Source organism: Sandaracinaceae bacterium, from assembly GCA_016706685.1.
In the GTDB taxonomy this organism is placed as follows: domain Bacteria; phylum Myxococcota_A; class Polyangia; order Polyangiales; family Houyiibacteriaceae; genus JADJJE01.
The window spans coordinates 61,255-76,034 of record JADJJE010000001.1 but is presented as its reverse complement, the minus strand read 5'-3'; the positions used below and the strand labels follow the sequence as shown (position 1 = coordinate 76,034).

13 protein-coding genes are annotated in these 14,780 nt (G+C 70.0%); 12 read left to right on the top strand and 1 reads right to left on the bottom strand.

The annotated features are described in order from the left end of the window. Positions 1-66: 66 nt before the first annotated feature. The gene (locus IPI43_00325; GenBank protein ID MBK7772575.1) at positions 67-636 is read right to left on the bottom strand and encodes a hypothetical protein; all 570 of its coding nucleotides are present in this window, start codon (positions 634-636) and stop codon (positions 67-69) included. A 154-nt stretch (positions 637-790) separates the two neighbouring features. Between IPI43_00325 and IPI43_00320 the strand changes: the two genes are divergently transcribed. The 12 genes from IPI43_00320 to IPI43_00265 all read left to right on the top strand — a co-directional run bounded on the left by IPI43_00320 (position 791) and on the right by IPI43_00265 (position 14,775). Further along, positions 791-1,804 carry a Rieske 2Fe-2S domain-containing protein gene (locus IPI43_00320; protein MBK7772574.1) on the top strand — a complete coding sequence of 338 codons (1,014 nt, stop codon included), beginning with the start codon at positions 791-793 and terminating at the stop codon, positions 1,802-1,804. Positions 1,805-1,899: 95 nt separating this feature from the next. Further along, entirely contained in the window at positions 1,900-2,562 is a 663-nt protein-coding gene (locus tag IPI43_00315; protein MBK7772573.1) for a TetR/AcrR family transcriptional regulator, read from the top strand. A 227-nt stretch (positions 2,563-2,789) separates the two neighbouring features. Continuing rightward, entirely contained in the window at positions 2,790-4,241 is a 1,452-nt protein-coding gene (locus IPI43_00310; protein MBK7772572.1) for a TolC family protein, read from the top strand. A 57-nt stretch (positions 4,242-4,298) separates the two neighbouring features. Next, positions 4,299-5,504: an efflux RND transporter periplasmic adaptor subunit gene (locus tag IPI43_00305; protein ID MBK7772571.1), complete on the top strand. Its 1,206-nt coding sequence runs from the start codon at positions 4,299-4,301 to the stop codon at positions 5,502-5,504. A gap of 10 nt (positions 5,505-5,514) precedes the next feature. Continuing rightward, positions 5,515-6,057 carry an efflux RND transporter permease subunit gene (locus IPI43_00300; protein MBK7772570.1) on the top strand — a complete coding sequence of 181 codons (543 nt, stop codon included), beginning with the start codon at positions 5,515-5,517 and terminating at the stop codon, positions 6,055-6,057. Continuing rightward, on the top strand, positions 6,044-8,740 hold the full coding sequence (locus IPI43_00295) for an efflux RND transporter permease subunit (protein ID MBK7772569.1): 2,697 nt from the start codon (positions 6,044-6,046) through the stop codon (positions 8,738-8,740). Before IPI43_00300 ends, IPI43_00295 begins: the two co-directional genes overlap by 14 nt. A gap of 62 nt (positions 8,741-8,802) precedes the next feature. After that, positions 8,803-10,992, top strand: coding sequence for a hypothetical protein (locus IPI43_00290; GenBank protein MBK7772568.1), 2,190 nt, complete (start codon positions 8,803-8,805; stop codon positions 10,990-10,992). Positions 10,993-11,032: 40 nt separating this feature from the next. Beyond that, the gene (locus tag IPI43_00285) at positions 11,033-11,854 is read left to right on the top strand and encodes a hypothetical protein (protein MBK7772567.1); all 822 of its coding nucleotides are present in this window, start codon (positions 11,033-11,035) and stop codon (positions 11,852-11,854) included. Between the two features lie 61 nt (positions 11,855-11,915). Next, positions 11,916-13,145 carry an MFS transporter gene (locus IPI43_00280; protein MBK7772566.1) on the top strand — a complete coding sequence of 410 codons (1,230 nt, stop codon included), beginning with the start codon at positions 11,916-11,918 and terminating at the stop codon, positions 13,143-13,145. Positions 13,146-13,205: 60 nt separating this feature from the next. After that, entirely contained in the window at positions 13,206-13,919 is a 714-nt protein-coding gene (locus IPI43_00275; GenBank protein MBK7772565.1) for a GTP cyclohydrolase I, read from the top strand. Positions 13,920-13,926: 7 nt separating this feature from the next. Beyond that, a complete protein-coding gene (locus IPI43_00270; protein ID MBK7772564.1) occupies positions 13,927-14,355 on the top strand; it encodes a BLUF domain-containing protein in 429 nt (142 codons plus the stop codon). After that, the gene (locus IPI43_00265) at positions 14,356-14,775 is read left to right on the top strand and encodes a TetR/AcrR family transcriptional regulator (protein ID MBK7772563.1); all 420 of its coding nucleotides are present in this window, start codon (positions 14,356-14,358) and stop codon (positions 14,773-14,775) included. Positions 14,776-14,780 lie beyond the last annotated feature (5 nt).

Genomic DNA, 14,780 nt, shown 5'->3' with positions numbered 1-14,780 from the left:
CGGTGGTAGGGTGGAGGCACCCGGGAGTCACAAGCGCGAGGAGCAGACAACCGACCGCCCATAGCCTCACGGACGTCGACGCTCCCGTCTCGCGGCGTGCAAGTACGCAGGGATCGATGATGCAGCAAAGCCATAGCCGCAGATGGGGCGGTACCAGCGCCGGCTGATCGGGAAGTCGTAGAAGATGACCATCAGCTCCAGTCCCTCCATCTCGGCTGGGTACGGCGTGGTGTTGAACCAGTCGGCAGGTATCCAGATTTGCTCGCCTTCGTGAAGCCAGCGAGGCCCCTTGAATATTCGCTCGAAGCGTACGCGGGACCACTGTCCGACCGGGTCGGGGGGGCTGTCGGCCATACGTTCGACTTCGACCAGGCTGACCTCGGCCACCACGGTCGCGCGTTCGAACGCGACTCGGAGGGGAGCCGGCTCACTGCAGGAGAGCGCCGCAGCGTGGTCCGGGATCCAGCCCCCACAGAGCGCCATGATCACCGCGGTCGCCACCCGAGCGACAGCCGTGCCAGGCATCCTCGGACGGGCCTCGCTCCTGCCGGTCTCCTCGCGGAGGCGGCGCTCGAAGCCGTGGCGACTCCCGCCCGATGTCTCGACCGCGCTCCAGCTGCCAGTTCCGATTTCCACGACGCCTCCGCTGCTCGAGTCCCCGACCATCCAGCGTGAGCGTATCGCACGAGACCCACGTCGCGAAGCTCCTCGGAATCATCAAGCGCATGAACCCACGAGCGGCCGTGACGCAGGGGCTGCTCCGCGCCTCGACTTGCGGTAGCGTCACGGCATGCCCGAGCACGTCGCCGCCCGCCCTCGCTTCCCGTTCCCACGCTACCCGCGTGGCTGGTTCTGCATCGGCTACGGACAGGACCTCGCGGTGGGCCAGGTGGAGCCCGTGGTCTGCTTCGGCCGGGACCTGGTCATGTTCCGCGGCGAGGACGAGGTGGTGCGCGTGCTGGACGCCCACTGCCCGCACCTCGGCGCGCACCTCGGCGTGGGCGGCAAGGTGGAGGGCTGCCGCATCCGCTGTCCCTTCCACGCCTGGGTGTTCGACGGGAGCAACGGAAAGTGCGTGGAGGTGCCCTACGCCAAGCGCATTCCCGCGAAGGCCGCGGTGAAGACCTGGCACGTCAGCGAAGTGAACGGGATGATCATGCTCTGGCACGACGTGGACGGTGCGCCGCCGGCCTGGGAGATCCCGGAGATCCCCGAGTGGCGTGAGCGCGACGCGTGGACGCCCTACAGCTTCCGCAAGTGGCGCATCCGCAGCCACAACCAGGAGATGGGGGAGAACGCGGTGGACCAGGCGCACTTCCGTTACGTGCACGGCATGAGCGTGATGCCCATCCCGCACACCATCGAGCTCGAGTACCCGAAGCTGCGCATGGTGACGGCCACCAAGATGAGCACGCCGCGCGGAGAGGTGGACGGTGAGCTCGAGGCCACCAACTGGGGCCACGGCTTCTCCACCAGCCGCTTCACCGGGCTCATCCCCATCACGCTGGTGGCGTCCACCACGCCAGTGGACGACGAGTACGTGGACCTGCGCTTCGCGTTCATGGTCAGCCTGAAGATGGGCCCCCAGGCCGCGGCCGGCGTGGGCAACGCGTTCAGCGCGGAGATCGCTCGCCAGCTGGAGCAGGACAAGCCCATCTGGGAGACCAAGATCTACCTGGAGCGCCCGGTCATCTGCGACGGTGACGGGCCCATCGCGCGCTACCGGAAGTGGTGCGAGGGCTTCTATCCCGAGTGGTACGCCCGACAGGCGCGCGAGGCGTACGAGCGCGCGCAGGCGGGGTGAGGCCGCTCCCGCCACGCTGTCCCGGGCGCGGCTCACGAGATTTTTTGGGGGCTCCCTTGACCCGTGTGGGGTTAGTAAGTAAATACTCCCTCACCATGGCGCGGCCACAGCAGTTCGACAACGAAGCGCTCCTCGAGTCCATGCGCGACACGTTCTTGGACTTGGGTCCTGGCGCGTCCACGCAGGAGCTGGCCAAGCGCGCCGGCGTGAGCGAGGGCACCCTCTACAAGCGCTTCGTCAGCAAGCGCCGCATGTTCACCGAGGCGCTGCGCCTGCCCGAGCTAGAGGACTTCGAGTGGTTCCAGAGCATGGAAGAGCGCGTGGGCGTGCAGCCCATCGAAGAGCACCTCCAGCACATCGCGCTGGGTATGCACCGCTACGCGAGCGAGCTCATCCCCTGCTCGCAGATGATCGGCGCCAACGGCAAGCTCAAGCCGCAGGACTTTGCGCAGCTGCTGGGGGACGACGAAGAGGCGCCTCCCTTCGTGAACATCAAGACCATGGCCTCCTTCTTCGAGCGCGAGATGGCGCTCGGACGCATGCGCGCGTGTGATCCCATCGGGCTCACGCGGCTGTTCATCGGTTCCCTCATTCACGACGTGCACTTGAGGATGCACTTCCCTGACCACATGCCCGAAGACGTGGAGGCGTTCACTCGCCGCATCGTGCGGACCATCGTGGAGCTCACCGCGGTCGACTCGCGCCCGTCAGCGCCTCCGGCAGCGCCGGCCCCTCGCTCCCCCAAGCGTTCTCGCTAACGAAACCCCACGCGGCGCGACTGTGCCAGCGCCGTCGGGCCCTCGCTCCTCCCCCACCATGGCTCCATCAGGTTCGATACATGAGTAAATACTCACTCGCTAATGCGGGTATCGTCGCCACGGCCCTCCTCATCCTGGGGAGCTCCGGCGCTGCGACCGCGCAGACACGCACGCCGACTTCGCCGCTCGACACACCCGAGCAGGCACCCACGGCTGCTCCTCCGGTCGTGACCGTCGTGCCCGCTCAGACCGACGACTCCACGGCCACGCGCCCCGCGGACATCGCGCTCCCGGACCCACGCGCCGTGGCGAGCGAGCCGCTGGACCTGTCCACCCTGCTGCCGGCGGGGCTCTCGAGTTCGCTCGGCATGACTCCCGAGGCGGCCCTGCTGCGCGCCCGCGAGGTGTCGCTCGACGCGCGGCGCGCACGGGCGCGCACCGAGTCGGCCGACGCGGCACTCCAAGGGGCCCGTCGGGGCTATGCGCCGCGTGCGTCCATCACGGCGCGCTACACCCGGCTCTCCAGCTACACCCCGGGCACCATCCAGTCGTTCGACACGCCCGGCTGCTTGGAAGACGTGGTGGCGTGCCAGGCCGACCCCGAGTCCTTCCTGTCCGAGGTGGTGCTCCAGCAGCCCATCCTCGACCAGTACGCGCTGACTGCGTCGGTGGCGCTGCCCCTCAGCGACTACATCGGGTCCGCTCGGCACGAGCTGGCGGCCGCCCGACTGGAGCGCGATGCCTCCCTGGAAGCCGAGCGCGGAGCGGAGCAAGACACGGTGCTCACCACGCTCGAGACGTACTTCGAGCTGGTGCGGGCGCGGGCGCAGCTCGAAGTCGCGCACGACGCGGTCGAGGTGGCCCAGCAACGCGCGGCCGACACCCGAGTGCGCGCCGAGAGCGGTGTGGCCACCGCGGGCGCCGTGCTCGAAGCCCAAGCCAGCCTCGAAGCGCTGGTGCGGCTCGAAGCCGTGTCTGGGAGTCGCGTTTCGGTGGCCGACCGCGCGCTGCGTGATCTCCTCGAGCTGGAAGACGACGTGGACCTGTTGCTCTCCGTGGAGCTCGCCGCGCTGCCCACCGAAGAGTCCCGCGACGCGAACGAGCTGCGCCTCGAGGCGCGCGCGAACGACCCCTACGCCAGGGCCGCGCTGATGCGCGCCGAGGCGCAGAGCAGCCGCGCGGACGCCGAGCGGGCGCGCATGTTCCCGTCGCTCTCGGTGGGGCTCAACTACACCTACGCCAACCCCAACACGCGCATCTTCCCGCAGACCACCGAGTTCCAGGGCACCTGGGACCTGAGCGCACAGCTCACGTTCTCGCTCGACGGAACGCTGTTGGCCGACGCGCGCCGGCAGCAGCGCCTGGCGCTGGCTCTAGAGAGCTCACTCGGCGCCGAGAGTGACTCGCGCCGTGCCGGTCGCGCCGCCGTTCAGGCTCAGGGCGCGTTGATCGCGTCACTGGCCGAGGTGGAGGCCCGCCGCGCCGCCGCCACCAGCGCGTCACGCCAAGATCGTGACGTCAGCGAGCAGTTCGCGGTGGGCCTCGCCACCAGCACCGACGTCCTCGCTGCCCAAGCCGGTGCGCTCCGCGCGCGCCTCGACCTCGTCGACGCCGTCGTCGACGCCCACCTCGCCAGCGCGCGACTCCTGCGCGCGCTCGGTGGAACACCCGCGCCCTGAGCGCGCTCGCCCCGACCTCCATCCCCCCACGTCCACGTCTCTGCCGCAGGTACCCCCATGCCACGCCACTCTCTCCACTTTGTGCTGCTTTCGCTGACCCTCGCGCTCGCCTCGGCTGGCTGCGAGAGCACCAGCGCACGGGCCGCACAGCCCACCGACACCACGCCGGATCCGGTCGCCGTGACCACCGCCACGGCGCAGCTCCAGCAGAACCCGAACGTGCTCTCGCTCGACGGGACCCTGGCTCCCCGGCGTAGCGCGCGCCTCTCCCCGCTCGTCGCCGGCCACGTGGCCGAGGTGCGCGTGGAGCGCGGTGACGTGGTGGCCGAGGGAGCGCCGCTGGTGATCCTGCGCGCCACCGACCTGCGTCTCACCGCGCGCGCTGCGTCGGCGCGTGCCCAGGCGCAGCTCGACCTGTTGGGCGTGGACCAAACGGACGACTTCGACCCGGAGGCGGTCCCCGAGGTGGTGGCGGCTCGCTCGGAGTGGGAGAACCTGGACGACCAGCTGCAGCGCCTCACCCCGCTCCACGAGCGCGGCGTGGTGGACGAGCGCACCTTCCAGCAGGCGCGCATCGCGGCCGAGGCGGCTCAGGCTCGCTACGACCAGGCGCGCACCCGTGCTCGGGGCTCACTCGCCAGCTACGTGGCGCTCTCCTCCGAGGCGCGCCTGCGCCGCAACGAGGCCGGGCACACCACGGTGCGGGCTCCGTTCGCGGGCGCCGTCATGCAGCGCTTCGTGGAGGTGGGTGAGTTCGTGGCCACGCAGGCCCCCGTCGTGGAGCTGGTGGACGCGAGCGAGCTGCGGCTCGAGCTCGCCATCCCCGAGCGCTTCGCGGCGCTGGTGCACGTGGGCCAGCGAGCGGACATCACCGTGGACGGCACCGAACAAGAGATCGTCGGCGAGGTGCGCTTCATCGCGGCCGCGCTCGACACCGCCACGCGCACGTTGATGATCGAGGTGGTGGTCGAGAACGCGGACGGTGCGGTGCGCGCCGGTCACTTCGCGCGCGCCACGCTACAGCTCGAGGGCGCCCGTCCAGTGCTGCAGGTGCCCAGCAGCGCGGTCACCGAGCGCGCCGGTGTGTACCGCGTCTTCGTCGTGAGCGAGGGCGCCGCGGTCACCACCGTGGTGCGCGTCATCCGCATCGAGGGCGACGTCGCCACGCTCGAGGCCGACCTCCCCGAGGGGGCCGTCGTGGTGACCGCCCCGCCCCGCAACCTCGCCGATGGCGTGCTCGTGCAGACCACGGGCGGGAACTGAGGAGTCCGTCATGCAGTGGCTAGCTCGCGTCTCCGTGTCTCGCCCCGTGTTCACGTGGGTGATGTCGCTGGTCCTCCTGGTGCTCGGCGTTGCCAGCGTCGGGAGCCTCCCGGTGGACCGCTTTCCCAACATCGACGTCCCGTTCGTGACCGTGGTGGTGCCGTACCCCGGCGCGTCCCCGGCGCAGGTAGAGACGGAAGTCACCGAGGTCTTGGAAGAGGCTGTTGGCAGTGTCTCTGGGCTCTCGGAGCTGCGCTCCACCTCGTACGAGGGGCTGGCTGTCATCGCGGTGCAGTTCGAGCTCGAAAAGGACGGCGACGTGGCCGCCCAGGAGGTCCGCGACCGCGTCAACCGCGTGCTGGCGCAGCTCCCCGATGGGGTGGACCCGCCGCGCATCGAGAAGCTGGATCCCGACGCGCAGCCCATCTATTACGTGGCGCTGCGCGGTCCCGGGACGCCGCAAGAGCTGACCGAGTTCGCGGACGACGAGCTGAAGGGCCCCGCTCGAGGGTTTGCCCGGCGTCGGGTCGGTGCAGATCATGGGTGGTCGTGAGCGCGAGATCGGGGTGCGCCTCGACCCGGCGCGGCTCGAGGCCCTGGGCCTGGCCATCACCGACGTCTCGCTGGCGCTGCGCCGGGAGAACCTGGAGCTCCCCGGTGGTGACGTGACCAACGGGGCGGTGACGCGGCAGGTGCGTGTGCCCGGGCGCGTGGCCACGGCGGCCGAGCTGAGCGACCTGCCCATCACGCAGGTGGGCGGACAGGTCATCTACCTGCGCGACGTGGCCACGGTCACGGACGACGCGGCCGAGGCCGAGTCGCTGGTGACCCTCGACGGCGAGAGCGTGGTCATGCTGACCGTCACGCGCCAGAGCGGGACCAACGCCATCGCCGTGGCCGACCGCCTGGCCGAGCGCGTGGAGGAGATCCGCGCCCGCCTGCCCGCCGGCTATCGCGCCGACGTGGTCCGCGACGAGAGCACGTTCTCGCGCACCTCGGTGCACGCCGTGCAGGAGCACCTCCTGCTGGGTGCCATCTTCGCGGTGCTCGTGGTGTTCTCGTTCCTCCGCAACGGGCGCGCCACGGTCATCGCCGCGCTGGCCATCCCCGTCTCCATCGTGGCCACCTTCGCCATGCTGAACGCGCTCGGGCTGACGCTGAACATGATCACGCTGCTCGCGCTGACCCTCGCCGTGGGAATCGTCATCGACGATGCGATCGTGGTCATCGAGAACGTGATCCGCTACCTGGAAGAGCGGAAGCTCGACCCACGCGAGGCCACGCTGCGGGCCACCAAGGAGATTGGTCTCGCCGTCATGGCGACTACGCTGTCGCTCGTGGCCGTGTTCCTGCCCGTGGTGTTCATGGGCGGCATCGTGGGCAGGTTCCTCTCCTCGTTCGGGATGACCATGAGCGTGGCGGTGCTGGTGTCGCTCTTCGTGGCCTTCAGCCTCACGCCCATGCTCGCTTCGCGCTGGCTGAAGCGCACGGGCCGCGGCCACACCGAGCGTCCGCATCCCACCGGCGCCGCGGTGGCCATGACTGGCCCGGAGGAGCGCGCACGCTACCGGCAGTTTGCGCGGGGCGAGTCGGGCTTCCACCTCGACGACGGCGTGCTCGAGCGCTGGTACGGCAAGCTCCTGGCGTTCTCCATGGAGCGCCGCTGGGTGGTGGGCATCGTCATGATCCTGGCGCTCGTCAGCATCCCCTTCGTGGGCGCGCGCGTGCCCACCGGGTTCTTGCCCACGGACGACGAGGGCCGCTTCGAGATCACGGTGGAGGCTCCTCAGGGCACATCGCTCGCGGAGACGGAGATCATCGCGGAGCGCCTGGCTCGCCAGGTGCGCGCGTTGCCCGAGGTGGAGCACACCGTCCTCATGGTGGGCAGCGCCGAGGGCGACATCAGCGGGCGCGGGAGCCACGAGGCGCTCATCTACGTGGGCATGGTGGATCAGACCGAGCGCGAGCGGAGTGAGCTCGACGTGGAGGAGTACATCCGCGCCGAGTTCCTGCCGGGCTTCACGGAGCGCGAGCAGGCGAAGGCCGAGATCTCGCGCATCTCCGGCTTCGGAGGCTCGGGCCCCCAGTCCGCGCCCATCCAGTACCTGCTGCGTGGCCCCGACTTCGCGGCGCTCGAGCAGTACTCGAACGCGCTGGCCGAGGAGCTGGGCCAACAGACCGGCGTCTCCCAGGCAGACACCACGTTCCGCGAGGGGCGGCCCGAGCTGCGCGTGGAGATCGACCGTCCGCGGGCGGCCGAGCTGGGCGTCACCGTGGCCGCCATCGCCGACGCGCTGCGCATCCTGGTGGGTGGCGCCGACGTGACGGAAATCGCGGTTGCAGGCGAACAGTTCGACGTGAACCTGCGCGCCGGAGAGGCCTTCCGGCGCTCGGCCGAGGACCTCGACCGCTACCAGATCCGCGCGCTCGACGGCCGCTTGGTCCCGCTCTCGCAAGTGGCACGCGTGGTGGAGGGCGTGGGCCCCGCCGCCATCGAGCACGTGGGTCGCGAGCGCAGCGTCATGGTCTACGCCACCACGTTGCCGGGCGCCTCCACGGCCCAGCTCATCCAGACCCTCGACCGCACGGCGGACTCACTGGACATGCCTCCCAGCTACTCCACGGCGCTCACGGGTCAGGCGCGCGAGTTCGGCAAGGCCGCGCGCGGCTTCGCCATCGCCATCGTGCTCTCGTTCATCTTCATGTACTTGATCATCGCGGCCCAGTTCGAGAGCTGGATCTACCCCATCAGCATCTTGGCCTCGCTGCCCCTCACGGTGCCGTTCGCGCTGGTCTCGGTGCTCATCTTCGGACAGTCGCTGAACGTGTACTCCATGCTGGGGTTGCTCGTGCTCTTCGGCATCGTGAAGAAGAACTCCATCTTGCAGGTGGACCACACGCTCACGCTGCTGCGAGAGGGCTTCTCGAGGCCCGACGCCATCATGCTGGCCAACCGCGACCGCCTGCGACCCATCCTGATGACCACCATCGCGTTCGTGGCCGGCATGGTGCCCCTCCTCCTGAGCAAGGGCGCGGGCAGCGGCACCAACCACGCCATCGCGGGCATCGTTCTGGGCGGGCAGACGCTGGCGCTGTTGCTCACGCTGGTGGGGACACCGGTGATCTTCTCCTGGCTCGACGACGTCCAGAAGGCGACCTCGCGCGGCGTGGCGAGGTTGCGGGCTCGCTTCGGTGGCCCCGTGATCGAGGAGCCTGCGGAGCTCGCGGCTCCCTGAGGCGGGAGGTTGCTTGACCGCCCGCCCCAGGTCCTATGGAATCCTCCGCTCTCGGAGGTTCCATGTTCCCCACGCGCCGCGCTCGCACCCCACTCGCACTGCTCCCCCTCGGCCTGCTGGCCGCCCTGACGGGCGGCTGCGGAGGCGCCAGCACCCCACGCACCACGCTGCCTGCCGAGGAGCTCGCGGTCCTCACGCTGATGCCGCGCGACGCGTTCCTGGCAGGGCGCCTCGACGTGGGCGAGCTGCGCGCCACCCCGCACTGGGCCGAGCTGATGGAGAAGCTGCGCGCGGACGAGCCCGCCCTGGTGGAGTTCGCCGAGGGCACGCGGCACGTCTACTTCGGCATCGGTGGCCTGGTGGACATGCCGCCGCTGCCGCCGCTGACCGACGAGCAAGGCGTCTATCAGCCGCGCCCCGCGTGGGTGGAGTGGTCCGAGCGCTTCGGGGGTCATGTGCCCGCCTCCGTGGTCATCATCGAGGGAGCTGGCGCGGGGATCTGCGCGATGGCGGTCGCGGAGCACGACCACCACATGCAGGGCGGCTACGAGGTGACCGACCTCGACGGCGTCGCCATCTTGCGGCGGGGCACGGACCTGTGCGCGCTCACGTTCACGCCCATGGTGTCGGCGCTCTTGAGCCAGCAGGAGGGCCACTCGGACATCGCGCATCAGCTGGGCAGCGAGGCCCCGGCCACGGTCGCGCGCGTGGCGCTCCAGCTCGACTCGCCCACCGTGTCGGCGCTGCTCGACCTGCTCGGTCAGCCGGACCCCGGCGAGGGGCCGGAAGTGCTCCCCGACAGCATCACCGAAGAAGAGGCCGAGAACTATCGCGCCGAGATGGCACGCCTGCGAGAGACCGAGCTGCGGCGGGCCGAGTTCGTTCGCAGCGCCATCCGCATCGTGGCCGACGGTCTCACCAGCGTGGCGTGGCAGGTGGCCGCGGACGGCGAAGGCTTCGAGACGCGCACCCACGTGGCGGGCATCGACGCGTCGCGCTTGGGGATGTGGCGGGAGCTCTCGCAGATGTTCTTCGACATCCTGACCGCGGCGGTGCGCACGGACACCCTCCCGAGCGACGATGGCTCGGCGGCGGAGTTCGTGCGGAGCGTGCGCATCGACGAGACGGACGACGGCTACGTCATCGTCCGCCACACGCGGCACCAGACCATCGCGCGGCTGCTCACCGAGATGCTGCCCGGCCCCGCGGGGACGGTGTTCGAAGAGGTCCGGCCGCCGGTGCCGGAGCCGGTGCCCGAGGCGATCGAGCTCATGCACACCGCCATCGCCGATGGCACGCCGGCCGAGATCATCGGCGCCGTCGAGCCCAACCTCGAGCTGGTGCGTTCGTGGATGAACCCGTACGACCAGCACACGTTCGTGACGGCGCTGATCAACGCCTACGGTGTCCGCGGCCGTTACGACGAGGCCGCCGCCCTGGTGGACCAGTCCCTCGAAGCGGCCCGCGCTTCCTCGACCGAAGACCAGGACGCCATGTGGCGCTCGCAGGCGGCGCACGCGACGGTGTGCCCGTATGCCGCCACGGCGTGTGAGCTGCACCTCGCCCAAGGGCATGCCGAGCGCGCGCTCGCGGCCACGCAGACGTCGAACCCCGACGAAGAGCGGACCTGCAGCCAGCAGAGCTTCCCCGTGTCGTCGTGCGCGAGTGCGGCGCTGGCGGCGCTCGGCCGGGTGGACGAGGGCCTCGCGCAGCTCGACACGGACGTCTCCAACGTCGACACGCTCGACTTCCTCGTGGCACGCGTGCGCGTGCTGGTGCTGGGTGGGCGCGTGGAGCAGGCTCACGTGCTGGCGCGCGACGTGTGCATTGGTGGCCCGAGTGGTGGCCGCTGCGACTCGGTCCTGGTCGTCCTGGCCGAGAGCCTGGCCCTCGGCGCCGTGAGCTGGGCCGCCGCCGAGCCCACCTTCACGGCCGTGGGGACCCGCCTGGGTCACATCGCCGGACCGAGCCACCCCGACCGAGTCCGGTTCGAGGCGGCCAGCTGTGCGGTGCGCGCGCGGCTCGACGGAGCAGCCGAGGCCACTCGCTCGGTGTGTGCAGCGGGCCTCGAGAGCGCCATCGCCTACCACGGCGAGAGCCACTTTCGGGTGGCGGCGATCCGCATGTCCTACGCGCGTGCGCTCGAGCGTGCCCGCATGCGCAGCGAGGCGGCGGCCCAGCGCGCGGCGGCGCAGCCCATCATCGATGGCCTTGGGCCACAGCACCCGCTGCGCGCGCGTCCGGCGCGCTGACGCTTTCCCGGTGCTCGCGATCCGCGATAGGCTGCGGCTCATGACCGAGCGCGCAGCCTTCCTCTTTGCCTCCGTCCTCGCTCTCTCGGCCTCCGCGTGCGGCAGCTCCTCCGACGGCGACCCCGACGGCGGCGGTGGGGGCGGCGGCGGTTGCGGCGAGGCCGCCAGCATCGCGCTCGGGTCGTGGGTGCAGCAAACAGTCTCGGTGCCCGGCGGCGGCAATCGGGTCTACTTCGTGCGGCTTCCTGCCGGTTACGATCCAGACGAGCACTACCCCGTGGTCTACCAGCTGCACGGCTGCTCCGACAGCGCCACTCCCGAGAACAACAACGTTCCCGTGGAGAACCAGAGCGGCGACGAGGCCATCCACGTGCGGGGTCGCGCAGCCGACAACTGCTGGGACACCACCACGGACCTGCCCTACTTCGACGCGGTGGTGGACGACGTGGAGGACTCGTACTGTGCCGACCCCGACCGACGGCTGCTGACCGGCTACAGCAGCGGCGCCTTCTTCGCCCATCGCATCGCCTGCGTGCGTGGCGACACCATTCGCGGCATCGCTACCATCGCGGGCGGGTCGCCCGGAGGGGGCTGCGTGGGCGAGGTGGCCGTGCTCCAGATCCACGACGCCAACGACCAGACGGTCATGATCGCGCCCGTGGGGTACCCCACGCGTGACCACTGGATCACCGCCAATGGCTGTGACGCCACGTTCACGCCGACGGATGACCCCCCCTGTGTGGCGTACGACGGCTGCAACGCGGGCGCCCCCGTCGTGTGGTGCGAGACCACGGGCCAGGACCACGCGCGTCAGGATGGCCTCGCGGGGCCTATCTTCTGGGAGTTCTTGTCGTCGCTCTGACGTAACGCTCGGCAGGCCTCCACGTCTCGTAGCCACGCTGGCCGTGGCCGCGTCTCCCACCATGCAAGCGCGCCCCGAGCACCAAGAGACCCCCGCAGGGAAGACGCTCGTCATCGTGGGCATCATCGCGCTGGCCTTCAACCTGCGCCCCGCCGCCGTGAGCGTGGGCCCGGTGTTGCAAGAGATCATTCGCGACATGCACATGTCCGCCACCGTGGCGGGGTTGCTCACGGCCATGCCCGTCATCGCGTTCTCGAGCTTCGGCGCGCTGGCGCCCGGGCTGGCGCGCCGCATGGGTGCGCACCGTCTCACGCTCGCGGCCCTGGTGCTCGTGGTGCTGGGCCTGCTCGTGCGCGCCCAGACCAGCAGCACGCCAGTGTTCCTCGCGCTGTCGTTCGTGGGGCTGTCGGGGATGGCCACCGCCAACGTGCTGCTGCCGTCGCTCGTGCGGGTGCACTTCCCCAACCGCGTGGGGCAGATGACCGCCGTCTACACCACCTCGATGGCCATCGGCCTGACGGCCGCCTCGGTGCTCACGGTCCCCGTCGCGGACCGCGTGGCAGGGGAGGGCTGGCGCGCTGGGCTCGGTGTCTGGGCGCTGACCGCGCTGCTGGCGGTGCTGCCCTGGCTCGGGCTGGCCCGCAGCGACGCGCAGACCGCCGGTCCTGCGCACGCCGTTCGCCTCCGCGACGTGGCGCGCACCCGCTTGGGCTGGGCCATGGCAGCGTTCTTCGGCCTCCAGTCGTTGCAGGCGTACGCCATCTTCGGTTGGTTCGCGCAGGTGTATCGCGACGCCGGGTTCTCCCCCGAAGTAGCCGGCTTGCTGCTGGGCCTGATCACGGCCATCGGCATCCCGCTGTCGTTCTGGGTGCCGTCGCGGGCCGCGCGCATGACCGACCAGCGTCCGCTGCTGGTGGGCCTGATCCTCTGCTACCCGCTGGGCTACCTGGGGCTCATGCTCGCGCCAGTGGCAGGCGCTGTGCTGTGGGCCGTGGTCATCGGCGTCGCCAGCGCGGTCTTCCCGCTCGCGCTCACGTTGATTGGCCTGCGCGCGCGCACCAGCGAAGGGACCGCCGCGCTCTCGGGCTTCACGCAGTCGGTGGGCTACCTTCTCGCCATCGTCGGGCCGCTCGGCGTGGGCGTGCTCTACGACCTCACCGGGGGCTGGGTGCTGCCGCTCGCTGCGCTCATCGGGCTCTCCTTCCTCCAGCTGCTCGCTGGGCTGGCCGTCGCGCGTCCGGCCAACATCGAAGACCAGCTTCGTCCGGGACCTTTGCTCGCTCCCATTTGACGCGACTCGCTCTGCCCGTGCTATCACGAAGCTTCATCCCGACCCTCTGCCAAGGCCGTCATGACCGACCCCGAAAAGCCACCTTCTGATGACTCGCGCCCACCGGTCTCCGCCGAGATCCGCGCCCGCATCGTGAGCGCGCGGCAGCGCTTCCATGCCAACGACAACATCTCCGCGTTCCTCGAGCCGGGCGACCTCGAGGCGCTCCTCGACGAGGTGGCGGAGAAGATGCAGGGCGTGCTCGAGAGCCTGGTCATCGACACCGAGAGCGACCACAACACGCGCGAGACGTCGCGGCGCGTGGCCAAGATGTACCTCACCGAGGTGTTCCGCGGGCGCTACGCGGCAGCTCCGCCCGTGACCGAGTTCCCGAACGCGGCGTACCTCAACGAGCTCATGATCGTGGGCCCCATCACCGTGCGCAGCGCGTGCAGCCACCACTTTTGTCCCATCATGGGCCGGCTGTGGATTGGGCTCATGCCCAACGAGCACTCCAACCTGATTGGGCTCTCCAAGTACTCGCGCCTCAGCGAGTGGATCATGTCGCGCCCGCAGATCCAGGAAGAGGCCATCACGCAGCTGGCCGACGTGCTCATGAACAAGGTCACCCCCGACGGCCTCGCCGTGGTCATGGAGGCGGACCACTTCTGCATGCACTGGCGCGGCGTCAAGGACGACGCCACCAAGATGATCAACAGCGTGATGCGCGGCTCGTTCCTGAAGGACGCCGCGCTCCGCCGCGAATTCCTGTCGCTCATCAACTTGAAGAACTGAGGACGAGATGCTCGTACGTTGTCTCTACGCCAGCCGCGCCGCCGCTCCCCTCACCCCGGCCGTCATGGACTCGATCCTCGAGCAGTCCCGCCGCAACAACCAGAAGTCGGGCATCACGGGCATGCTCTGCATGAGCGACGATGTCTTCATCCAGGTGCTGGAGGGCGGCCGCGACGCGGTCTGCGAGCTCTACAGCAACATCGTGAAGGACACGCGTCACACGCAGGTGCGCCTCCTGGTGTACGAGGAGATCACCGAGCGTCGCTTCGGTCACTGGACCATGGGCCACGTGAACATCGCCAAGGTGAACGTCGCCCTGCTCCTCAAGTACTCCGAGAAGGCCACCTTGGACCCGTTCGCGTCTTCCGGGCGCGCCACCATGGCGCTGCTCGACGAGCTAGTGGCCACGGCCGCCATCGTTCACCGCGGGAACTAGGTGGCGCGGCTCAGCAACAAGGCCAAGCTTCTGGCTGCGGCGGGGGACTTCGACCTGCGCCTGCCGGATCTTCGTGACCAACCGAAGGCCCAGGCCGGCCGCGTGCTCATCGAGCACTTCCTGGCTCGCTGGGATGGCGACGACGGCCTCGAGGCCATGCTGCGGGCGGCCGTCACGGACACGGCGGTGCGAGCGCGTCTGCTCGAGACCTTCTCGGCCCAGATCGTCCCCGTCGTGGCGTCGCTCACGGGGGACACGGAGCCGGCGGTGGCCGAGCGTTCGGGGCTGGTGGCCACGCAGCTGCTGGGGCTCGCGCTCTGTCGCTACGTGCTCGAGCTCCACAGCGTGGTGTCGCTCGAGCACGACCAGATCGTAAAGCGCATCGGGCCCACCATTCAGGCGTATCTTTTCGACGCCTAGCCGTC